This window comes from Lentibacillus sp. Marseille-P4043 (genome assembly GCF_900258515.1).
Taxonomy (GTDB): domain Bacteria; phylum Bacillota; class Bacilli; order Bacillales; family Amphibacillaceae; genus Lentibacillus_C.
Window position 1 is genome coordinate 981,268 of the sequence record NZ_LT984884.1, and the last position, 22,237, is coordinate 1,003,504.

At 37.4% G+C, this 22,237-nt stretch carries 25 protein-coding genes and 2 pseudogenes; 16 read left to right on the forward strand and 11 right to left on the reverse strand.

From position 1 onward, the window contains the following. Positions 1-40 precede the first annotated feature (40 nt). On the forward strand, positions 41-616 hold the full coding sequence (locus C8270_RS05080) for a DedA family protein (RefSeq protein WP_106495792.1): 576 nt from the start codon (positions 41-43) through the stop codon (positions 614-616). 22 nt (positions 617-638) lie between these two features. Here the strand turns inward: C8270_RS05080 and C8270_RS05085 are convergent, their stop codons facing one another. Together C8270_RS05085 and C8270_RS05090 are read right to left on the reverse strand one after the other, a co-directional pair. Then, positions 639-1,046: a hypothetical protein gene (locus tag C8270_RS05085; RefSeq protein WP_106495793.1), complete on the reverse strand. Its 408-nt coding sequence runs from the start codon at positions 1,044-1,046 to the stop codon at positions 639-641. A gap of 121 nt (positions 1,047-1,167) precedes the next feature. After that, positions 1,168-1,479, reverse strand: a complete 312-nt coding sequence (locus C8270_RS05090) for a DUF4870 domain-containing protein (RefSeq protein WP_234028479.1) — start codon at positions 1,477-1,479, stop codon at positions 1,168-1,170. Positions 1,480-1,692: 213 nt separating this feature from the next. Here C8270_RS05090 and C8270_RS05095 point away from each other — a divergent pair, with 213 nt between their 5' ends. The 7 genes from C8270_RS05095 (at position 1,693) to C8270_RS05125 (ending at position 6,555) form a co-directional block, all read left to right on the forward strand. Next, positions 1,693-2,577: a LysR family transcriptional regulator gene (locus C8270_RS05095; RefSeq protein WP_106495795.1), complete on the forward strand. Its 885-nt coding sequence runs from the start codon at positions 1,693-1,695 to the stop codon at positions 2,575-2,577. Between the two features lie 246 nt (positions 2,578-2,823). Next, complete coding sequence (locus C8270_RS05100) at positions 2,824-3,339, forward strand: acyl-CoA thioesterase (RefSeq protein WP_106495796.1); 516 nt, start codon at positions 2,824-2,826, stop codon at positions 3,337-3,339. Between the two features lie 11 nt (positions 3,340-3,350). Continuing rightward, complete coding sequence (locus C8270_RS05105) at positions 3,351-3,722, forward strand: hypothetical protein (RefSeq protein ID WP_106495797.1); 372 nt, start codon at positions 3,351-3,353, stop codon at positions 3,720-3,722. Between the two features lie 319 nt (positions 3,723-4,041). Further along, positions 4,042-4,947: a hydroxymethylglutaryl-CoA lyase gene (locus C8270_RS05110; RefSeq protein WP_106495798.1), complete on the forward strand. Its 906-nt coding sequence runs from the start codon at positions 4,042-4,044 to the stop codon at positions 4,945-4,947. A gap of 179 nt (positions 4,948-5,126) precedes the next feature. Next, the gene (locus C8270_RS05115; protein WP_234028480.1) at positions 5,127-5,705 is read left to right on the forward strand and encodes a helix-turn-helix domain-containing protein; all 579 of its coding nucleotides are present in this window, start codon (positions 5,127-5,129) and stop codon (positions 5,703-5,705) included. Positions 5,706-6,054: 349 nt separating this feature from the next. After that, the gene (locus tag C8270_RS05120) at positions 6,055-6,243 is read left to right on the forward strand and encodes a hypothetical protein (protein WP_106495800.1); all 189 of its coding nucleotides are present in this window, start codon (positions 6,055-6,057) and stop codon (positions 6,241-6,243) included. Between the two features lie 108 nt (positions 6,244-6,351). Next, positions 6,352-6,555 (forward strand): hypothetical protein, encoded by a 204-nt coding sequence (locus C8270_RS05125; RefSeq protein ID WP_106495801.1) that lies wholly within the window; start codon positions 6,352-6,354, stop codon positions 6,553-6,555. 187 nt (positions 6,556-6,742) lie between these two features. On the opposite strand, the gene C8270_RS19725 is transcribed toward C8270_RS05125, so the two are convergent. Beyond that, complete coding sequence (locus tag C8270_RS19725) at positions 6,743-6,982, reverse strand: hypothetical protein (RefSeq protein ID WP_158701595.1); 240 nt, start codon at positions 6,980-6,982, stop codon at positions 6,743-6,745. A gap of 101 nt (positions 6,983-7,083) precedes the next feature. On the opposite strand from C8270_RS19725, the gene C8270_RS05130 reads away from it, so the two are divergent. From C8270_RS05130 to C8270_RS20805, 3 genes and pseudogenes are all read left to right on the forward strand, one after another. Continuing rightward, positions 7,084-7,341 carry a hypothetical protein gene (locus C8270_RS05130; protein ID WP_234028481.1) on the forward strand — a complete coding sequence of 86 codons (258 nt, stop codon included), beginning with the start codon at positions 7,084-7,086 and terminating at the stop codon, positions 7,339-7,341. 744 nt (positions 7,342-8,085) lie between these two features. Beyond that, positions 8,086-8,295, forward strand: a pseudogene (locus C8270_RS05135) (helix-turn-helix transcriptional regulator); the annotation flags it as partial. Positions 8,296-8,925: 630 nt separating this feature from the next. After that, positions 8,926-9,003 (forward strand): putative holin-like toxin, encoded by a 78-nt coding sequence (locus C8270_RS20805; RefSeq protein ID WP_373288592.1) that lies wholly within the window; start codon positions 8,926-8,928, stop codon positions 9,001-9,003. Between the two features lie 671 nt (positions 9,004-9,674). On the opposite strand, the gene C8270_RS05145 is transcribed toward C8270_RS20805, so the two are convergent. Continuing rightward, complete coding sequence (locus C8270_RS05145; protein WP_106495804.1) at positions 9,675-10,151, reverse strand: small multi-drug export protein; 477 nt, start codon at positions 10,149-10,151, stop codon at positions 9,675-9,677. 85 nt (positions 10,152-10,236) lie between these two features. On the opposite strand from C8270_RS05145, the gene C8270_RS05150 reads away from it, so the two are divergent. Beyond that, entirely contained in the window at positions 10,237-10,839 is a 603-nt protein-coding gene (locus C8270_RS05150) for a TetR/AcrR family transcriptional regulator (RefSeq protein ID WP_106495805.1), read from the forward strand. A gap of 355 nt (positions 10,840-11,194) precedes the next feature. Here C8270_RS05150 and yedF read toward each other — a convergent pair whose 3' ends face one another. Continuing rightward, the gene (gene yedF / locus C8270_RS05160; RefSeq protein ID WP_106495807.1) at positions 11,195-11,422 is read right to left on the reverse strand and encodes a sulfurtransferase-like selenium metabolism protein YedF; all 228 of its coding nucleotides are present in this window, start codon (positions 11,420-11,422) and stop codon (positions 11,195-11,197) included. Further along, positions 11,412-12,611, reverse strand: coding sequence for a selenium metabolism membrane protein YedE/FdhT (gene yedE / locus C8270_RS05165; protein WP_106495808.1), 1,200 nt, complete (start codon positions 12,609-12,611; stop codon positions 11,412-11,414). The genes yedF and yedE overlap by 11 nt, the downstream gene beginning before the upstream one ends. 237 nt (positions 12,612-12,848) lie before the next feature. Between yedE and C8270_RS05170 the strand changes: the two genes are divergently transcribed. Both C8270_RS05170 and yhbH read left to right on the forward strand, forming a co-directional pair. Further along, the gene (locus C8270_RS05170) at positions 12,849-14,744 is read left to right on the forward strand and encodes a PrkA family serine protein kinase (protein ID WP_106495809.1); all 1,896 of its coding nucleotides are present in this window, start codon (positions 12,849-12,851) and stop codon (positions 14,742-14,744) included. 504 nt (positions 14,745-15,248) lie between these two features. Beyond that, positions 15,249-16,448, forward strand: a complete 1,200-nt coding sequence (yhbH, locus tag C8270_RS05175; protein WP_106495810.1) for a sporulation protein YhbH — start codon at positions 15,249-15,251, stop codon at positions 16,446-16,448. A gap of 145 nt (positions 16,449-16,593) precedes the next feature. Here the strand turns inward: yhbH and C8270_RS05180 are convergent, their stop codons facing one another. After that, the gene (locus C8270_RS05180; protein ID WP_106495811.1) at positions 16,594-16,941 is read right to left on the reverse strand and encodes a hypothetical protein; all 348 of its coding nucleotides are present in this window, start codon (positions 16,939-16,941) and stop codon (positions 16,594-16,596) included. A gap of 281 nt (positions 16,942-17,222) precedes the next feature. Between C8270_RS05180 and C8270_RS05185 the strand changes: the two are divergent. Continuing rightward, positions 17,223-17,330 (forward strand): annotated as a pseudogene (locus C8270_RS05185) (SpoVR family protein); the annotation flags it as partial. 22 nt (positions 17,331-17,352) lie between these two features. On the opposite strand, the gene C8270_RS05190 reads toward C8270_RS05185, so the two are convergent. From C8270_RS05190 to C8270_RS05205, 4 genes are all read right to left on the reverse strand, one after another. Further along, entirely contained in the window at positions 17,353-17,787 is a 435-nt protein-coding gene (locus C8270_RS05190) for a nucleotidyl transferase AbiEii/AbiGii toxin family protein (RefSeq protein WP_106495812.1), read from the reverse strand. 89 nt (positions 17,788-17,876) lie between these two features. After that, positions 17,877-19,232 carry an IS1182 family transposase gene (locus C8270_RS05195; protein WP_106495813.1) on the reverse strand — a complete coding sequence of 452 codons (1,356 nt, stop codon included), beginning with the start codon at positions 19,230-19,232 and terminating at the stop codon, positions 17,877-17,879. Between the two features lie 46 nt (positions 19,233-19,278). After that, a complete protein-coding gene (locus C8270_RS05200; RefSeq protein WP_106495814.1) occupies positions 19,279-19,773 on the reverse strand; it encodes a nucleotidyl transferase AbiEii/AbiGii toxin family protein in 495 nt (164 codons plus the stop codon). Between the two features lie 61 nt (positions 19,774-19,834). Further along, positions 19,835-20,476, reverse strand: a complete 642-nt coding sequence (locus tag C8270_RS05205) for a DUF6088 family protein (protein ID WP_106495815.1) — start codon at positions 20,474-20,476, stop codon at positions 19,835-19,837. Between the two features lie 336 nt (positions 20,477-20,812). Between C8270_RS05205 and C8270_RS05210 the strand changes: the two genes are divergently transcribed. After that, positions 20,813-22,228, forward strand: coding sequence for a SpoVR family protein (locus C8270_RS05210; protein ID WP_106495816.1), 1,416 nt, complete (start codon positions 20,813-20,815; stop codon positions 22,226-22,228). Positions 22,229-22,237: the final 9 nt, after the last annotated feature.

The window sequence follows — 22,237 nt, forward strand, 5'->3', positions numbered from 1 at the left end:
ATACTAAATATAGGTTTGAAATGGAAAGTAGGAAATATAAATGATTCAACAGTTACTGGAATGGCTAAGTGCTTTTGGCAAGCCAGGTTTATATATTGTCATGTTGTTGGAAGGTTCATCCCTGCCTTTTCCAGGTGTGGTTCTGGTGCTTTCCTTCGGCTATATATTATCTCCGGGGTATTTAAATACGGCCTTGCTGGCAGTTAACATGAGCGTGTGTTACAGCCTTGCCAGCTTGATTCCTTATTTTTTAGGTATGAAGCTAGAGGGATTTTTTTCAAAAAAGCTAAAGAAGGGCTTGGACAAGGGAAAGTCATTCTTTAATCGGTATGGGGTATGGAGCATCGCTTTATCCCGTCCGCTTGGTGTCGGTAATTATATTTCCTATATAGCGGGTATGAGCGGGATTAACATAGTCAAATACTTTATGTTGACGTTTGTAGGAATATATCCGTGGTCCTATATCATGATCATTTTAGGAGATTATTTCCAGGGCAATTATGACAAATTCAAAAGCTTTTTCGACTCCTATCGTATTTATGTTTATATAGCACTTCTAGTTGTTGTCATTGGGATTATAATATTTTATATTTTAAAAAGGATAAGAAAAGACTAAATAAAGCTCAAATCAATCCTAACTATCGCCAGCGAAGAGTCATAACTAATTTACAGCAGTCTGTCTTTTCTACTTTGGACGTCATTTCAAGTGTGATTGCATCCGGATTATAATCTATGTCGACTGTTTCTTTTACTCCGGTTGATTGGATCAATTTTTCAACTTCATCTTTGTTGTTTTGTTGAGCAGCCTTCATTACTTGGTGGGCAAATTCCTTGGAATCGGCAAGTTTGTTTAACACGATCGTGGCGTCACTCATCAACTTCTTAAAGGACCCAGCTGACTGATGAAAAAGGGTTGGGTCAGCTTCTGGGTATTGCGGACGAGCACTTAGCATATGTGGTGATACTGGATAGTACATAATTGGATGGTAAACAGGTTGCATGTATGATGTGCAACATAATGGGTAGGAGCCAGTTGGGTAAAACATTATGATTCCCTCCAGGTTTGGAAAATTAGTACACTATATGCTTGAAAAGTTATGATGTGAAAATGCACTACAAAAAACAGGGCTGGGACAACTAACCTGTCCCCATGTCCCGATAATGGTGTCAGATGAATATCTTAATTCCTTGTACGATGTTCCAAATAAGATAGACAATATACAAAATGCCAGCAAGAAGATATCCAATTACGATAGACCCTGTTGCTAATCCAAATGAATTGGAAAGGCCAAAAATAATTCCTAATACAATCGCTAACAGAATGACGATAAATGGTATAATATGAGAAATTAATGCTCGTTTGGCGTGATACTTAACGGGCTCTTCTACTACAAAATACACAATAAGCGGGAATAAAAAAGGTGCGAAAAAGATACTAAAGTAATTCAATGATGATAATACTTTGCTGCTTGTGTCCATGGCTTGTTCTCCTTTCATCCTATTCTAAGGTTATTATGCCCGTTTTGATTGGTTTAAGCTATTGAATGGTTTGAATAAACATGGGACATATTCGCATGTATATCACAAAACACACAAAATATAACATGAGTTACCAAACGCAGGTACATTAATAAAATATGATAAGCTATCAGTAGAAGATACGCAACTAACGGGATGGAAGGTGGGGTACTTATGGAGATTAAACATTTGCAATACTTTATTGAGGCTACACGTGCTGGCAGTTTTACCCACGCAGCAGAAAACCTATACATAACGCAGCCAGCCCTAAGTAGAATTATCAAATCATTGGAAGATGATCTTGGTGCTCCGCTTTTTATTCGCTCCCGGAAAAAGCTAATTTTGACAGATGCAGGGCGTGTTCTTTACCAACATGCACAGGTTATTGAGAAACAATTTCACCTTTTAGAAACAGAGCTTAGTAATTTACTTACATTGAAAAAAGGGCATATCCGTATTGGGCTTCCTACAATCATCAATTCTTTTTTCTTTTCTCAGCTAATTGGGTCGTTTCACAAAGAATATCCAGAAGTGACGTTCCAATTGGAAGAGGATGGTTCGAAGCGGATTGAGGAAAAAATCATTAGTGATCAACTCGACTTTGGTGTTGTCGTTTTGCCAACTAATCACAATATGCTTGATTATTATACGTTTGTGAATGAAAATTTGAAAGTAGTTGCGCCTTCATCTCACCCTATTGCGAACAGGAGTGACGTTTCACTTGATGAACTAAAAGGGGAGACGTTCATTATGTTTAACCAAGACTTCTCATTAAGAAACCTTATTCTGAACGCGTGTGAAGGTGTTGGTTTTCAGCCGAAAATTATTTCTGAAACATCACAGTTGGACTTTATTGAGGAAATGGTAGCCTCCGGTTTAGGTGTCACCTTGTTACCGGAAAGTACTAGTCGGGAATTAACAAGCAATGTGCAAACTGTTGCAGTAATAAATCCGGAAATCGAATGGAGTCTCGCAATTATCTGGAAAACAGATGCTTATCTATCGCAAATTAACAAAGAATTTATTCGCTTTGCCAAAGAAAAACTTGCACAAATCTAATCGTTGATGATGATTTTTAGCAATATAATAGGCTTCCTCCATATTGATGTGGAGGAAGCCTATTTGAATAGCCGAGATACAAAGCGCTTCCATAACAAATCGTTATGAACCTCATGTACGATCGGCATTGTACTACATTTGATCGGGCGGTGTATACTATTCTTTGTGACAGGAGATATTACCCTGCCACCTTAACGTAATAAAGCAAAGGGAATAGTCCCTATTATAGATAAGGTGATGTTTGGAATGGAAGCTAAAAAAGTAAAGGAAACGCGCGTTATTCAAACAGACCAAGTACTCACCAACGACTTGAATAATTATCATACATTATTCGGTGGGGTACTCATGAAAAAAATGGATGGATGTGCGACACTTTCTGCCAGAAGGCATTCTAGAGTCAGAGAATGTGTTACAGCATCAACAGACTCGGTAAATTTTATTGAACCGATACGAGTAAGTGATTCTGTTTGTCTTGAATCGTTTGTAACGTTTACCGGAAGAAGTTCCATGGAGATTTTTTGTAAAGTAATTGCCGAGGATTTAGAAACCGGTGAACGAAGATTGGCGGCAACTGCATTCTTGACTTTTGTTGCGATAGGTGAAGATAAAAGACCTGTTATGGTACCCGAAGTTATTCCTGAAACGGAAGAGGAAAAATATCTTTATGAAACCGGTCAAGAACGTGCAAAATTGCGCAAACTCAAAAGACAAAAAAACAAAGATTTAGTATCAAAACTTACCCTGGAAAAACCTATTTTGTAAGGAGAGATCTTATGCTTGCAACATCAAGCATCGATGAATTATTACGTGCACAACGTGAAATTGAGAATTTAAAGATAGCAAAACCAGCATTATTTCAAAAGTTCATGAACGCCATTCATCTGACACGCCAGCTTCAGTATGGATTTCAATATTTGGGGTGCCTTATTCTGGACGAAAACCCGAGTAAATTTCGCCCCGATGCGCAGGACGATTATGTATTATCTGTCTATCGACAAGAAATAGAAAAATTAAAAGCAGATAACAAGGCACATGATTTGAAACAATTACTGAGTTCCTACCAGCAAATTGGCTATAGCAAAGTATGTAAACTAGCATTAGGGATAAATCCAAAAGTATTGGTTGGTCCTTCTGTTGTCCGTTAAATAACAGTTTATTTTAACATAAATAATAGTAGTATGAAAAGCCACAGGGGATTATTATTGCCCTGTGGCTTTTCATTTCTTTTGAATAATCTGCAAACAGTTGACATATTGGGAATTAATATTATATAGTTGATTCAACAATGTTGAATCAAAATAAACATAAGTGAATAGTATGATATAGAGAAGGAATTATGTTCATCACAATTATTTTCCGGGAATCGTATTATAGGTATGATATGCCTGTTATTTGTTTTTTGTGAAAGCGCATTCCGAGCAAAGGAGCAATTGATTTTCTAAATGCTATCCAGGAGGGGAAAACATGGTACATTGGCCAAAACACGTTCAGATTAAAGAAGTAGGACCGCGGGATGGATTACAGAATGAGAAAAAACCGGTACCAACGGCTGACAAGGTTAATTGGATTAACATGTTGTCTGAATCAGGTGTTAAGGAAATCGAGTATTCGTCATTTGTCCATCCAAAGTGGGTTCCACAACTATCCGATGCACATGAAGTAGGCAAGAAGATCAAGCGTAATCCCGATGTCCGTTACTCAGCACTGGTCCCTAACATGAAAGGATTGGAATTAGCACTAGAGACAGGGATTGATGGAGCATCGGTATTCATGTCTGCGAGTGAAACACATAATCAGAAAAACATCAACAAATCGATTGCGGAAACGTACCCGGTCTTAGGAGAAGTCATTAAAGAAGCTAAAAAGAACGATAAGCATGTTACTGGCTATGTTTCCACCGTGTTTGATTGCCCGTTTGAAGGAAAAGTCACGCCAGAACAGGTTATTCGAGTATGTGATAAGTTATTTGAATACGGTGTTGATGATATTTCGCTTGGCGATACGATTGGTACAGCTGTCCCATCACAAGTGGACCAGTTGCTAGAGGCAGTACTTAGTCGTTATCCAAAAGAGAAAATTATTATGCACTTCCATGATACAAGGGGTATGGCTATTGCTAATATAACAAGATCACTTCCATATGGTATCACAAGGTTTGATAGTTCAATAGGTGGATTAGGCGGATGCCCATATGCCCCAGGAGCTGCCGGTAATGTAGCAACTAATGATGTGTTATACCTATTGCATGGATTAGGAATTCATACAGGGATTGATGAGAAGAAATTACAAGAAGCAGCATTTTATATCCAGCAAAAGTTAGGAAAGTCACTTCCAAGTAAATCGCTTGCGTATGCTGCTAGCCAGAACTGAAAGAACCAGTCAAAAAATAGTAAAAAAGAGTAAGCCATCGTTTTCCTTGGTGTTTGTGGAAAATGAGGGCTCTTTTTTTTGATGTTTTTGTCGATTTGCTCTTTTACTACTATATCCCCCTATTCTGCCTTGACGGAAGGAAGGTGCTATTCTATGATAAAGGCACCCATATCTGTTCGGTGGGAAAGGGGAGAATAATCATAAATCTTCATAATATAGGTAAAAAAATAAAACAAGCTCGCTTACGAAGCAAGAAAACGCAGCAGCAAATCGCGGATCAATGTAATATCTCCAAAAGCCTGTTATCTAAAATTGAAAACGGCCAAACGGCATCTGCTGTTGCGACATTATCAAAAATCAGTGAAGCATTGGATGTGCCGCTTTCTTGGGTATTGGATGGTCACTCAGAAACAGATCTCGTATTATTGCCAAAGTCAAACCGACAATTCAAAGTGGGCGATGAGAATATGGGCTACTCCTATGAGTTGCTCGCCAGGTCACGATTTTCTGGAATTGAACCAACCATTGTTCACGTCACACCAAAAGATGCGAATTTACGTCACGAACCCTATACCCATTCCCAGGATGAATTCATTTATATTTTAGAGGGGTCGATTTATTTACTGTATGATGATCAGAAACATTATATGGAAACAGGTGATACCTCTTATTTTAAAGGAGTCAAGCCACATCTGTTCGTGCCAGTCGATAATGAAGGGGCAAAGGTATTGACCGTATTTGTTGATAGTGGAGTGTGAATGATGCTGTAATTAGTTTTGGAAACCTAATAATAAGCAGACATTTGATAATAATGGGTGCTCTTTTGAGATGCAAAACAAGGAAAAACAATACGTTTCACAAATATTCACAACAAAAGTAGCAGGGTAATTCGCACAGGGATTCGCTTCTGCTATTTTTTTGATGAATGGAATAGTTTATCGGAATATTCAACAAGTTATTGTATAGTTTGAATAGGTCATTTTTTATGTTTTTTTATACAACTAACGTGGCAAGTTAGTGGTAGAGTCCGGATTGATCTTTGTTCAGCAATCGGGCCAGATTGTGTAAGTTAATTTTTGTTTAATTATATATAGGGAGGTGATTTAAGTGAGTAAAAGAGACATGGGTCTTATCTTTGTTATGGTAGGGATTGCCTTCTTAATGGTTTCATTTGTGGCAACAACATCAACGGTATTATGGGGGATTTCTCTTGGTGTAAGCATTGTGTCAAACATAGCAGGTACAGCACTTATAATGCAGTTTTTAAATACACCAAAGGCAAAAGAAATCTTGTAATTTTGGAAGGTGTTCAAGAATAGGGCGCATTTCTGTAATAAGGATCTGCGCGTCCCGTATTGCGGAATCAGGTCATTTAGTAGGAGGGGAGAAGGAGGGGAGATTTTTTTGGTTGAGTTATTAGAAATAATATTCCAAGTATCAGGGGTAGCGTTGTTTATATGTGCAATTTATTATTATTTCCATTTCAAAAAAACCAAGAAGGAACGAAAACTGACCTCAGTTGAGCTTACAGTTTATGTTGTAACTCAAATTGCATTTTTTCTTTTGGGAGGTAGTTATCTACTTCTGCTTTTGGATAAAAACTATTAAACAAAAGGACGCCTATCTGGAATAAGGATTTTCGCCTGTATCCATAAATAAGGGAACAATTATTTAATATAATAAAGAGAGCTTCGAACGAACTGGAATGCGGAAGGAGAATTGGATGAGTTTAATAAATATAATTGGCATATGCTCATTAATAATTGTGTTGACTATGATTTTATTTAATGCTTCTTTAAGTAAAAATAATAATAGCGGTATTTGCTAGTTCGCTTGTATTGTTTATTGCAAGAATAACTGTTGAACGTGAGAGCTTCTTTGATTCTTTTATAGATTCGTTTGGATTAATGACAATAGTTATGTTTGCAGTGGTTATGATCAACTTGTATAAAAAATATTCGTTTGATGGTCGTAGAAAGGAACGATAAGGATTCAGCAATCGGGCCGGAATAAAGGAAAGAGTCCAAATTGTCATTGTAGGGCCAGTTTGCTGAACAAGGGGGGACTAAAATGCCTACTTGCGAAAATTGTAGTAATAAATGGAGTTGGAAACAAACAGTTTAAAAGACGACTACCTTGGATCTTCCAGCAATGATTTGTCCTTATTGCGGAGAAAAACAATATCAAACTCAGAAATCAAAAATGAAAGGTGGTTTTTTAACGGGCATTGTTGTTTTCTTAATGGTTTGGATACCAAATTTATTTGATATATCAGTAGCTGGCACACTTGGTTTTTTGCCTGTTTTAATTGCTATTATTTTAATTATATATCCATACTTAGTGGAGTTAAGCAGCACAGAAGAATATATAAACTTTTTTCGGGATAAGCAATAAGAGTTTATTCCATAATAGGGCGCGCTAAACGATTAAAAGACTTTTTGGTAGCAAAGAGATGACAATAATAAATAAAATGTGTACAAACATTTATTTAGTGGTATAATTAACATAGAAAGAGAATAAGTGCATACACTAATAAAGACCGCCCATGCTAATACATGGAACGGTCATAATAGAACTGAACCCCGACAAGAGGGGTTGGCAGCTCAGGAAAATAATCCCTCACTTACCTGCTAAAGTGCATGAGGGATTATTTTTTATGGTTATTATCAGAAACGATAAACGCCACTAACATCCCGAAGGATATCATAAGCGTTAGCGCACTAACAATGTCCATAGGCAATCACCTCCCTCCCCGGGAAGTCTCCCACCGAAGACTACCGACGAGTGACAGTGCTGCCAAACCCCTCATGCGAAGCCAGTCTATTGTATTTTATTATAACATATTGCTATCATTTATACTTTAATTATTTGATTACTTTTGACTTTCAAATTGGATCAAAAGTTTAACAACAAATAGCTAATTCATTGTTCCATAAACGGGCGCGTTTGCGGAAAAGCGGTCTTCAAGACTCGGACCATTTAACGGAATAGGAAATTTTATTAAAAACTGCATCTTTTTATAAGGATGCAGTTTTTGTACGGAGAATTCTTTATAAAAATGTAAAGATTTATTTACATTAATTCAGATATGTATTATAATTAAGTAAAGATTCATTTACATTTTAGGCGGTGAAAGAAATGCCCGTTATAAACAACATAAGAAAAATAAGGAAGGAAAAGGGGATTAAACAACTAAAAATGGCTGAAGATTTAGAAGTAACAAGACAAACGTTCACAGCCATAGAAAGAAACAAATATAACCCAAGTCTTGAACTAGCTTTAAAAATTGTAAAGTATTTTGAATTACCAATTGACGATGTATTTATGCTGGAGGAGGATGAAAAAGAAAAAAACTTCCCAATGGTATCTTACGTATGGTGGTGTCGGCGGTTTGGTTGGTATGACAATCGGTCCAATTATCAAAAGGGGTGAATTTGACCTAACCAATTTTCTTGCTGGCTTGACAGTGTTTGCCTTAGTATTTGTAATTGATTTAATTAGATTTCTGAACAAGAAAGATAAGACTCCAGATTTTGATGAACGAACAATAGGCAACGTGCAGAAATTTTATGCCTATGTATCTAGTGCTTTTATTATGGTGATTTTTTTGTTGCTAATAATTTTGACTTCAATGGGATTTGATACAATTTCGCTGTCGTATGTTTGGATAGTTTTTATTACTTATTTTGTAATCAGTGGAATTAGTGCATTGATTGTAATTAAGAAGTAGAACGATCTACTATGAATTACCGCAAACAGGCGCAATTCTTTAATATAATGGTCAAGAAGCAGAACAAAGGAAATAAGATTTTTTAGTCAAATAGTTTCTAAAGGAAAGTTTAAAAAATTCTTTAAACTCCTTAGGAAAGTGGTATAAAATAGATATATGCAATAGTCGCGTTTTCCTCAAGGGAGGTCGGCGCATTCCTGTCGGTTGTAGTGTCATACGATATGCTATAACAGAAGGGGGTGTTGCTCATGTCTGTTTTTGAGACACTGGTTCTAATGATCGCTTTCGCAACACTCGTTGTAACGATTACAGACCAGAAAAAATAGACCTCCCTGTGTTTAGCAGCCGGGTGAGGTCTATTCCTTGCTTGCGCTGACCCCTCTTGAAGGGGAGCGATTCATTGCTGACCGGAGATATTAGCGTATCTTCGGTCTTTATTAGTTTATGCTTTTTTCTTGTCTCTATGTTTATTATAACACGAAAAAGCAATTTGCAAACAAAAAAATATGTGATGTTTTTGTTAGCGTTCTTATAACACAGCTCTCAGGTTGCTCCCATCAACGTACCGAACGTGGCGTTTTTCTAAAAGCGCTTTACAATTTAACTTCCGCAACCAGCTAATATCAGAAAATTGTTCCACAAAGGGGCACAAATCAGGAATAAGGATTGGCGTACAAGGGCATTTATAAGTGGAATAATTAACATAGAAAGATTATAAATGAAAGACCGCCCATGCTGATACATGGAACGGTCGCAACAGATTGAACCCCGACAAGAGGGGCTGGCATCTTAGGAAAATAATCCCTCACTTACCGGCTAAAGTGCATGAGGGATTCTTTTATGGTTATTATCAGAAACAATAAACGCCACTAACATCCTGAAGGATATCATGAGGGTGAGCGCACTAACAATGTCCATTGGCTTTCCATTTTGCACCTTGAAAGAGAACTATTACTAGAATAGAGTTGTTTTAACCAAATTTTTCTTTTATAATTCACTATAGATTCATTAATGATGAAACTAATCCTTCCGCCACAACAGATAATGTTGCCATTACTATAGCCAGTGTACTAACTCCTAGAATCGTCCAAATAAACACTTGACTTCTTGAGGCCCCAAGAGTAGTTATTGCACCAGCACCAACCTGACTACTAAACAAAATAGATGATAAAAAACATACTCCGGTTGCTCCAAAACGATCGAAGGTTCTTTTTATTCGAGGATTAATTCCTATATGCGTTTTATCCCTCTTTCGAAGTTTATTAGATATTGTGGCAAAAAGTTTGTTAATTTCAGCTCCAAAAAACACAAACAGAAGGACACTAATTGCATTCCCGAGAATGGCTAGGATTAATGCTACAAGAGGCGGAAAGTTAAAAACGATGATTGCTGTTGGAACTGTTAAAAATACTTCAAGGAAAGGAACCATACTTACAAAAAATATAAAAACGCACTGTAGTAAAACATTTTCCATATAAATATCTTCCCTTCTTTTGTTAGGTCGGTTGACTTAAAATAATTATAATACAGATGACTTAGAAACTCAAAGGAGTTATAGTATGCCTAAAAAAATAGATCATGCTGAAAGAAGAGATCAAATTGTAGAAGCAATGTTTCGTATTATTCATCATTTGGGTTTTGAAAAGGCGACATCTCGCGAAATTGCCAAAGAAGCTGGATTATCTTTAGGTTCTGTTCAATACTTTTTTCCAAAACAAAAAGACATATATATGTTTGCAATCAACGTTATCTATCAAAGATTTGAGGAGAGAATGCAAAAGGTCGTACAGGTGAATCAGGGTGGGATTGAAAACGCAGTCCGTATGATAAAACAAATTGTTCAAGCTAATACAGAAGAAGAAAGAATGGAAAATGATATATGGATGAAATTTTCCATAATGGCAACGATGAACCCAGAATATCACGTGACAAAGAATAGATCTCGAGAAGTAAACCTTAATTTTGCAAAGGATGTATTAAGGATGCTTTATAAAAATGGGTATATTAAAAATTCCATAAGTATTGAAGACAACGCAAATTCGTTAATTATATTCATCCACGGCTTAGTATTCGAATCTGTCATTTATGCTAGTTTATACAACGATCAAGTTATAGAAAAAGAAATCAGAGAATATTTACGAAGGATCTGTAACTACAATTAATTATGCACAGTCGGTCTACCTTCAAATTCAAAAATTGACCCTATAAGGGCGTAAACCTTAGATGCAAGGTTGCGCTCTTCAGAGTAGTATCTAATTCTGTATGGTTTTTTCAACATTATTTCGAAATCAATTCCTCCACTATCTGGCCGATTGTTGAACTTAAGGTAAACAACACTTTCCAACTAATCCGCCATTTAAATTAAGTACATGTATTCACAATCTACTTCAATTGCCGCGGGATTCACCTGATTTGGACTATTCAACAGGCATTTTAACTAATATGGTCAATAAAAAGGCTCCGTCAAATATTGTGACGAAGCCAATGTTAATTCGAAGTTTATTTTACTTGTTTCAACTAGGCAATAATATAAAACAAATACTCCGGACCGTTTTTAACGGGTTCTTGGGCAAATTGATAGCCATGGTTTGGCACATCTTCCGGTATATTACGGAAAGAGGAAGGGCAATCTGTGATTACCTTTAAAAGTTTTCCTTTTTCCATCCCTTCCAAAGCTTCCAGAGTATAAATTACTGGGTATGGGCATGACTCCCCTCGTAAATCCAATGTATAATCAACCGACATGTTTCTGCACTCCTTTCTTGAATTCAATTCTTGACTGATAATGTTTTTGCCAGTAATGTGTAATACCAAAACAAATTGCCAGCATCACAAGCGTTGCGATAATCGCACCAACAGGGCCAATTGAAGCAACTAAGTTAACCTTATCTCCACTTTCAACAAGTAGATGATAAATACCAAGATGATCCCAAGCATAGGCAAGCAAAGTCGCACCGGCTATGTTCCCAATGAATACGGTGAGGTAAAGGATTTGTCCTTCCATGAGCCGGTACATCATTCCTGTTTCACAGCTACTTGCTAAGACAATGCCAAGACCGAAGAGGGCACCACCGATAAACGTACTTATTGCTGCTATTTGTGTGATTGGTTCTAACCCATAAACACCGATAACAATAATTGTAATCACCGAACTGATGGCCATCCCAGCAATGATTGCCTTTGCCATTGTTCCCCGACCAAGCATCCACAAGTCACGGAATGCGGACGTAAAGCAGATCTGCCCCCGTTCGATTAAAATACCAAAAAATGCACCAAATAATGCAGCAACACCTAGCATTGTTTTACCAGTAATAAAAAGGTAGATAATGAGTGCGGCGTATGCTAGAGTTACGATGCCACCAACATAAGGTTGCACTTTTTTTGACTTTATAGCGGATGGTTCTGCATTTCCCTTTGTCAGCACTGGTTTTCCTTTCCACCAACGCGTTTTTACGATTTTCGTTCCAAGATAAGTACCAACACCAGTAGCAACGATAAAAATCCAGGAATGAATAGAAAACTGTGGTACACCTGTAAAGAATGCTGCAAGGTTACATCCTAAGGCTAATCGTGCACCAAATCCCGCAATAATACCACCGACTAATCCTTGCACAATCCGCCGTTTTTGCTTGGGAATTCGTATTCTAAAATTATTGCTGAATAAAACCATCATTAAGGTGCCAATAAACATTCCCCACACAATCCAGCCACCAGTTCGATCAAATGTACCTCCTTCCATATGAATCATGTTAAAATAAGCCCAACCGGAAATATCAACGCCGAAAAATTGCAATATATGTCCACCCAGACGAGTAAATTCGCCTGTTACAGCCCAAACACTTTCGGTAATACCAAAATATATTGCACTCAAAATCCCCGCAATGATAAGAGCTACGTAGGGATTCCAATAGCTTGTTAATAATTTCTTAACCATTCGTTCTAAACTCCTTCACTTCCAGCAGAACAAGAATAAGTTCCAATTCCTTAGGATAATATATGTCCTTTTCTATTGTAATACTACTTGTTCATATCGCAAACTGTAAAATTTCCATTTCTCAAGGTATTCTCAAGGTATTATATGTAATTTGTTGTGTAGACCGAAACAATTCGGCATTACCAGCTCGTTTCAAGCATATGCTATATAAACCTTGCCCTGAATGGAGGAAATAAAATGAGTATACTGGACAAAGTGAAGCATCACCGGGAAGAGGAAAGGCAACTAGTGTGGGAAGGTACATTTGCGGAGTATTTGGAAATTGTGAAGGAACGACCAGAAGTTGCCCAAACAGCACATTCTCGCGTTTATAATATGATCAAAAGTTCTGGATTAACCGAAAAAGATGGTAAAAAAATGTATCAATTTTTTGGCGAAGAGATATTTGGGCTTGAAGATGCGATTGAAAAGCTTGTCGAGGAATACTTTCATCCGGCAGCAAAACGACTTGATGTTAGGAAGCGTATTTTACTATTAATGGGTCCGGTTAGCGGTGGGAAATCAACAATTGTAACAATGCTAAAGCGAGGGCTTGAGGCTTATTCAAGAACGGATGAAGGAGCAGTTTATGCGATTAAAGGCTGTCCGATGCACGAGGATCCGCTTCATCTAATTCCAAACCATTTGCGGGAGGACTTTTATGAAGAATACGGTATTCGGGTTGAAGGAAGCTTGTCACCTCTGAATACGATGCGATTAGAAAAGGAATATGATGGGCGAGTTGAAGATGTGAAGGTAGAGCGGATTTTCTTCTCGGAAGACAAACGTGTTGGTGTTGGAACATTTAGTCCGTCTGATCCAAAGTCACAGGATATTGCTGATTTAACAGGTAGCATTGATTTTTCAACGATTGCTGAATATGGTTCGGAATCAGATCCTCGGGCATACCGTTTTGATGGGGAATTGAACAAAGCGAACCGAGGAATGATGGAGTTCCAGGAGATGCTCAAGTGTGATGAAAAGTTTCTTTGGCACCTTTTATCACTCACGCAGGAGGGTAATTTTAAAGCGGGCAGGTTTGCTTTAATAAGTGCCGATGAACTCATTGTGGCACACACGAACGAAGCAGAGTACCGTTCCTTTATTTCCAATAAAAAGAATGAGGCATTGCATTCAAGAATTATCGTGATGCCGATTCCTTACAATTTACGTGTGACTCAAGAAGAGCGTATTTACGATAAAATGATAAGGGAAAGTGATATGGCACATGTCCACATTGCGCCACATGCACTACGGGTTGCTGCGATTTTTTCCATTTTGACAAGGCTTGAGGATTCTAAAAAGCAAGGTGTTGACCATGTTAAGAAGATGCGCCTTTATGATGGCGAAAGTGTTGAGGGGTTCAACCAACTTGATGTGGAGGAATTAAGAAAAGAGTTTCCTGAAGAAGGGATGAACGGGATTGATCCACGTTATGTGATTAATCGAATTTCATCGACGATTATTCGTAAAGAAGTTCCATCGATTAATGCCCTTGATGTTCTGCGATCGCTAAAAGACGGCCTTGATCAGCATCCTTCAATTTCAGATGAAGACCGGGAAAACTATATGAACTATATTGCCGTTGCTAGACGTGAATACGATGAAATTGCTAAGAAGGAAGTTCAGAAAGCATTTGTCTATTCGTATGAGGAGTCGGCGAAAACGTTAATGGATAACTACCTAGATAATGTCGAGGCGTATTGTAACAAGAATAAGCTAAGGGATCCGTTGACAGGAGAAGAAATGAATCCGGATGAAAAATTAATGCGCTCGATTGAGGAACAAATCGGTATTTCTGAAAATGCGAAAAAGGCCTTTCGCGAGGAAATTCTTATTCGTATTTCCGCCTATGCAAGAAAGGGGAAACGTTTTGAATATAACTCGCATGAGCGGTTGCGCGAGGCAATTCAAAAGAAATTATTTGCCGACTTAAAAGATGTTGTCAAAATTACAACGACATCAAAAACGCCTGACGAGTCACAACTTAAAAAGATCAATGAAGTGATTACTAGATTGATTGATGAATATGGCTATAATTCTATTTCAGCTAACGAACTTTTACGGTATGTTGGAAGCTTGTTGAATCGATAAATAAGAGGTATGTAAAAAAACAAGGCTAATTATGGAGTTAGTCTTGTTTTTTTATAGGCTAGAGTGTTGCTATCCACACTGCAGCCCGGAATCTCACGCCGATGATTCCACGCCCGGGCTGATGTTATCGCTTTCGGGCTGATGATTCGGTGCACGGGCTGATGTTATCGCTTTCGGGCCGATGATTCGGTGCACGGGCTGATGTTATCATTTTCGGGCCGATGATTCCGTGCCCGAGCCGATGTTATCGCTTTCGGGCTGATGATTCGGTGCACGGGCTGATGTTATCATTTTCGGGCCGATGATTCGGTGCACGGGCTGATGTTATCATTTTCGGGCTGATGATTCGGTGCACGGGCTGATGTTATCATTTTCGGGCCGATGATTCCACGCCCGGGCCGATGTAATACCAGTTTTGAATCATTGTTAATAAATAATCTTAATGTTTAGCAATAACTCGTATACAACTGCATAGGATAAAGAAAGTGGTCAAATTATTTAATAATGTATAATATTCAAACAACAGGAGGGGATAGTGTGAAGGAAGAAAAGGAAAACTTTGTCGTCTCCCAGGAAAATTGGTCCCTCCATCGTAAGGGTTATCAGGATCAGCAACGTCATATGGATAAAGTAAAGGAAGCTATTAAGAATAATTTACCAGATTTAATAACCGAAGAAAACATCATTATGTCCAATGGGCGTGATGTGATCAAGATTCCCATCCGTTCATTAGACGAGTACAAAATCCGCTATAATTACAATAAATCAAAACATGTGGGTCAAGGAGATGGTGATAGTCAAGTCGGTGATGTCGTTGCCCGTGATCCAAACAGTAAGGATAAAGGAAAGGGTGCTGGTCAAGGGAAGCAAGCAGGAGACAAACCTGGAAGTGACTATTATGAAGCAGATGTGTCCATCGCTGAAATAGAAGCGGCCCTGTTTAAGGAACTCGAACTCCCCAACTTAGAACAAAAGGAACAAGCCGAAATTACCACGGAAAAAATAGAATTTAATGATGTCCGCAAAAAAGGATTAATGGGAAATATTGATAAAAAGCGAACCATTTTAACCGCCCTCAAACGAAATGCAACAGAAGGAAAGCCTGGTATCACTCCTATTTATAATGATGATCTCCGTTTTAAAACCTGGAATGAAGTAATTAAACCCGATTCAAAAGCGGTTGTGCTGGCGATGATGGATACAAGTGCATCCATGGGGACATTTGCCAAATACATGGCGAGGAGTTTCTTTTTCTGGATGACCAAATTTTTACGGTCGAAATATGAAACCGTTGAAATTGATTTTATTGCGCATCATACAGAAGCAAAAGTTGTATCAGAAGAAGACTTTTTTTCAAAAGGGGAAAGTGGTGGTACGATTTGTTCATCAGCTTACTACAAAGCATTAGAGCTGATTGATCAAAAATACGATCCGCAACGTTTTAATATTTATCCTTTTCACTTTTCAGATGGAGAAAATATAACATCGGATAACCCGAAATGTATTGAACTTATTAATCAGATTATGGACGTTTCAAATATGTTTGGTTATGGTGAAGTGAATGAATACAATAGACGTTCAACACTTATGAATGCATATCAAACAATTGACAATCCGAAATTCCGGCACTACATCTTGAAAGAGAAAAGTGACGTTTATCATGCGATGAAGAGCTTCTTTCAGAAAGAGGTTGCTACCGTATAACTAGGAATGGCACTCCTTATTAAGGGGTGCCATTCAATACTGTAAGCGGAAGAAAATTCTGCTGATTAATAGTAATGTCGGTTTCTACTCGGGCCAAGTGTCGCGCAACTCAGGCCAAAAGCCGTGCACCTCGGTCGAAACATTGCTAGACGAGTTCAATCTTATAAACACCACGTTCTGTACTTAATAAAAAGTGGGAACTATCAAATTCATAAAGCGAATTATCCTCAAGTGGTATTTCATACAAGGATGTTGGGAGTGACTGAGGATTCGTTGCATCCGTCTGAACGGCTCCACTACCGTTTAATTGTAAGGCGTGCATTGGTACATAATCGTCAATCCTTCTCGTGTTTCGGGAATAGGAAATGTCCTGTAAGTTCATCACTGTTTCATCAATATCATCAAGTTCAAATTTTGAAACCTTAATCGTTTGTCCATTCCATTGTTTCAACAGTTCGTTAAATTCCTCAATTGATAAGAAATGTTGGTCCATTATGATTCCTCCTACTGATTATATTTTCCCCTATTGGGAGTTATCATTCGGGGATTTGACGCTCTTACAATGGTAAAGGTTGTCATAAATGAAAAGGTGAATAAGATCAGTATTTAAACACAACATAACGAAGGACTTTTTATTATAAAAATATTCCTGGTTCATGATTCCCTCCTTTGCTCATAAACTATAAAAAGCACAATTGGAGGGATCATATTGACGACGGAAACAAAGGCGCTCACACGTGCGATTGATGAAATTAATGAAATTGCATCTAGTCGGAAAAGGATCTTTTGCTATTTATTGAAGAGTATAGCCGTGAACTGGAGGACTGGCAACGTGATATTTTAACGATGATGCATGAGGAAATGCTTTATTTCATGCCGCAGTATCTATAATGCCATCATGGTATTATTCTAAATTATTTGGGATTATTCCACTATCTAATATTTGAAAAATACTCTTTTTCACAGTTTCATAGTTTATTTTTGCGTCTCCGAATAATAATTTTGTCGTTATTTCCTGGTAATCACTTTTGTAATAATCTTCATTAGCTATATGCATTAGAACCCGCTTCAACTCATAACCCTTTTGGCTTGAAATATTAATATTTGGCTTTGTGCGACGTTCTTCTACTATCTCATAAAAAAGGGCACCTATTTTTTCCGCCTCAATATTTTTGCTTGTCCAAATTTTATGGATATCATATAAATGCCTAGAGTTTTGGTGATAACCCTTATTTTCATGGTAGTCACAAATTGCAAACAATTTATCAAAAAATGTTCTTTCAATACTTTGTACATTTATTTCAAATGGTTCTAGGTTATATTTCTTAATTAAATCAATTTGCTGTTCAGTGAGTCAATTTCATAATTGCTCTTTTTAAAAATACAAAGACCTACAGAATTTCTAAATTGTATTTTTAAAAACAGAAATCATGCAACCTGTTGCTGGTTTAATTGTGCATTGATACGGTCTGCTGCTAGCTTTGAAGCATTGTAAATAAGCGTAACCATGTCAAAATGAATTTTGGCACGTTTTCCTGTACGATAACGAACATTGTTAAGCTGAAAGAATTCCTTGAGATACGCATTCACCCGTTCAACAGCTGTACGACGTTTAAAAATGTTTTTCCATGCCTGAGATCCACGAGCTGGCGCGGTATATTTTCGAAGGTCTTGAGTTATTTTCACTTTATAAACCTTTTGACAGATGCCTTCGTTGGCTAGCGGACAGTCGCTGCACTCCTTTGGTCTCGTATATTTTAATGTTTCATATTTAGAATCAAAGCTATCGTAACGATAAGAGTGCTCACGAAAACAGGTCGGTGCGAAGTATTTGTCATAACCAAGGAGTTCTCCTTCGTTTCGCTTGTTGTATGCAATCACAGATTGTTGCCCCATTCGATGTACTTGTTCATATATTGGTTCATAATCATACCCAGCATCCATTGTTTGATAACGTAAAGACAGCTGAGGAAAGCGTTCATTAAGCCCTTTAAGTAATGGGATAGCTGCTTTTCCATCATTTAGGCTGCCTGATGAAAAGAGAGAATCCAAAATGTATTGACTTGATGTGCCAACGACTAAGTGCGCCTTGTAGCCAAACCAAAATACATTCTTTCCTTCCGAATTCTTTTTCACGCCCCATTTAGGGTCTTGAGGAACTTCGGGACGTAGCTCAGCTAGAGGAACGTCTAATTGTGCTTCTATTTTCTTTTCATACAAAGGCAAGTTAGCTTCCTTTTCGGCTTCGTCTTTTAGCCATTGTTCACGTTCTTCTTTCGATTTGCGGCCACGTTTTTTAGGCTTGGACCTTGGCTTTTCTTCTTTTGGCGGTGCTTGATCTCGAGCTTCGAAATGGCAGGCATCAGTGGCGGCAGTGTCATCTGTAATAAAACCTTCTTCAATAGCTTGACGTACAATATTTTCCTTTTCAGTTTCTAATATGTCACACTCCATCAATTTCGTTACGAGCCGAGAATAAGAGGCCTCTGAAGGAACGGAGTCTGATACAAGGAAACCACAATTCAATTTAAAGGCAATATCATCACGAAGACGTTTAATTAGATCCTTTATCGTTGGGATTCGTTCCACATATCTCACCGCAAAGGAAATAATCATGGCTGCATAGTTCAATTCTTCTGGCGCACCTAGTCGTGATTTCTTAGTTACTTTGTGATAGATCTTATCCAAATCTATCGCTGAAATAACTGCTTCATATTTTTGGGTGGGTTCCATGTCGTATAATTCTTGGATGCCAAATAAGCTGGGTTGTCGTATAATGGTCAAAGGGAGCACTCCTTCTGTCTTTTTTGGTTGTTTTAGTCAACTACCATTATACAAGATTTGGGGAGGTGCTTCCTTTTTCATGTCTCAGACTCATTGGGAGACAAGGGCTAAGAATTATGAAATTCATTCCAGTATATAAAAAATTATAAATATAATTCTTTACATACCGTCTTTCATAAGGGAATGACTTTAGTGATAAATAACTTTCCACTATTAGATTTTCTTTGAGAGCTTCATTTCGAGGAACATTTGTTGTATACTCCACTTTATATTGGTTGAAATCCCTTCTCGACCTTATGTCGTTTGGATTTTTCAACACCATTTCAGACTTTTCTATCGCTTTTATAATGGAACTTTTTAACTCCTTTCTATCTGCGTTTGATGGTTTATCTTCCACTTTGATATTTATATCAATATCTTCTGAAAAGCGGTTAATTACACCAAAGCATTTTGAAAGCGAGGTACCCCCTTTAAAAATTATTTCCGGTGACTCCTCGCTTATATTTTTAAGTAACAGTGAAACGAAATAATCCTTATCAATAAATTACTCGGGTAAACCCATTTCTTCAGCAACTACTTCAACAATTTCTTGGTAAACTGCACTATCTTTGTGTAAGTTCATTGTATAACTCGCTTCCCATAAGGATTTTAGATGTTTTAGAGGGGTAATTTTCTAAGTAGGCATTTAAATTTTCTCCCGTTACATTAATACCCTTAAGATATTTCAAGATATTCTTAGTGGCAGATGAAATAGGAACTGCACTTAACCTTTCAAAATTAGTTAAAAGGTCTAATACCTGTAAGATTTTGTAATTATCATTATTTATATCAACACGTGGTTTTCTTAGAGTGACTTTTCTTTTATTGTAATTTACAACTCTAATTGATCTTTTTTCAGCCTTGGTTACAAGCTCAATAGTTACAGGATTTTGTGTAGTTAAATTTAGCATATTAGAAAAGGATAACCCTGTTTCATATCCAATTCGCTCATTATTTTTAAACAAATACTTTTTATCGATTATCTTACTGACACTTAACGTATTTTTTTTAAGAAGAGAGTTTGGATCCGGGATGAAAAAAATGCCCTTGCTGTTATCGTAACGACATATTTTACCTTTATCAACTAATCTTTTTAGTGATTGTCTAAGAGCATTAGGACTTAAATCAACATCTTTTAATAAATCTTTTGAGAAGATTGGTTCATTGTAACCTATCCTAGACACTAAAAATTGGTATAAATCCATTGTTAACACCTCCTAATCACATTGTAACACATTTTTATAAAAAATATTAAAAAACGTGACATTATTTCAGTGAAAAATAATAAATTAGCGTGCCAGAAACAAAATGATAACGCACCAGCAGCATAAATAAAACAATCAGTTAAACCATGGTTATAAGGCTTGGTCTTTTGTGAGATTAACGCTCCTACAATGGTAAAAGTTGTCATAAATGAAAAGGTGATTAAGATCAGTATTTAAACACAACATAACGAAGGACTTTTTATTACAATAATATTCCTGGTTCATGATTCCCTCCTTTGCTCATAAACTATAAAAAGCACAATTGGAGGGATCATATTGACGACGGAAACAAAGGCGCTCACACGTGCGATTGATGAAATCACGGAAATTGCATCTGAATTTGGCCTTGATTTTTATCCAATGCGTTATGAAATTTGCCCTGCTGATATTATTTATACATTTGGTGCATATGGTATGCCAACTCGATTTAGTCACTGGAGTTTTGGCAAACAGTTTCATAAAATGAAGCTTTATTATGATCTTGGCTTGAGTCAGATATACGAGCTTGTTATTAATTCCAATCCTTGCTATGCCTTCTTACTTGATACGAATAGCCTCATTCAAAATAAATTAATTATTGCCCATGTACTTGCCCATTGCGATTTTTTCAAAAACAATGCGCGTTTTTCCAATACAAGAAGAGATATGGTGGAGAGTATGACAGCAACGGCAGAGCGAATTGAAAGCTATGAAATGATATATGGCAAGGATGAAGTAGAACATTTTTTGGATGCTGTGCTATCCATTCAGGAACATATTGACCCATCGATTGTTAGGCCAAAATTGACCCCTTATGAGACCGATGAAAAGGAAGAAACATCAAAAACGGTGGCAAAAACACCGTACGATGATTTATGGGACTTGGATAAGAAAGAAGCTGATCAAGAGTCTAAGCCAGACAAAACAAAGAAGAAGTTTCCGCCACAGCCGGAAAAGGATCTTTTGCTATTTATTGAAGAGTACAGTCGGGAACTGGAGGACTGGCAACGTGATATTTTAACGATGATGCGTGAGGAAATGCTCTATTTCTGGCCACAGCTGGAGACAAAAATCATGAACGAAGGCTGGGCTTCGTATTGGCATCAGCGGATTTTACGGGAAATGGATTTAACAACAAATGAAACGGTTGAATTCGCCACATTGAACGCAGGGGTTGTGCAGCCATCAAAGACACAAATCAATCCGTATTACCTTGGTGTGAAAATGTTTGAGGACATTGAGGAACGTTATAATAATCCGACAGAGGAAATGCAACGTTTTGGTGTTAAACCGGGGTCTGGCAGGGAAAAGATGTTTGAAGTACGTGAGATTGAATCAGACATTTCGTTCATCCGAAATTATTTAACCAAAGAACTCGTGCAACGCGAAGATATGTACCTGTTTGAGAAGAAAGGCAGTAACTACCAAATCACGGAAAAAGATTATGAACAAGTGAGAGATCAACTTATATCTATCAGAGTGAATGGTGGCTTTCCGTATATAAGTGTGGAAAACGGTGATTATTTAAAGAATGGTGATCTTTATTTAGTACACGGTTATGAAGGTATTGAACTTGACCTTCATTATTTAGAAAATGTCCTCCCATATATTTATCAATTATGGGGGCGGACTGTGTATTTGGAAACGTATGTGGAGGATAAGCAGATTCTTTATTCGTATGATGGAAATAAGATCCATCGTCGGTATATGTAAGAATTAAGG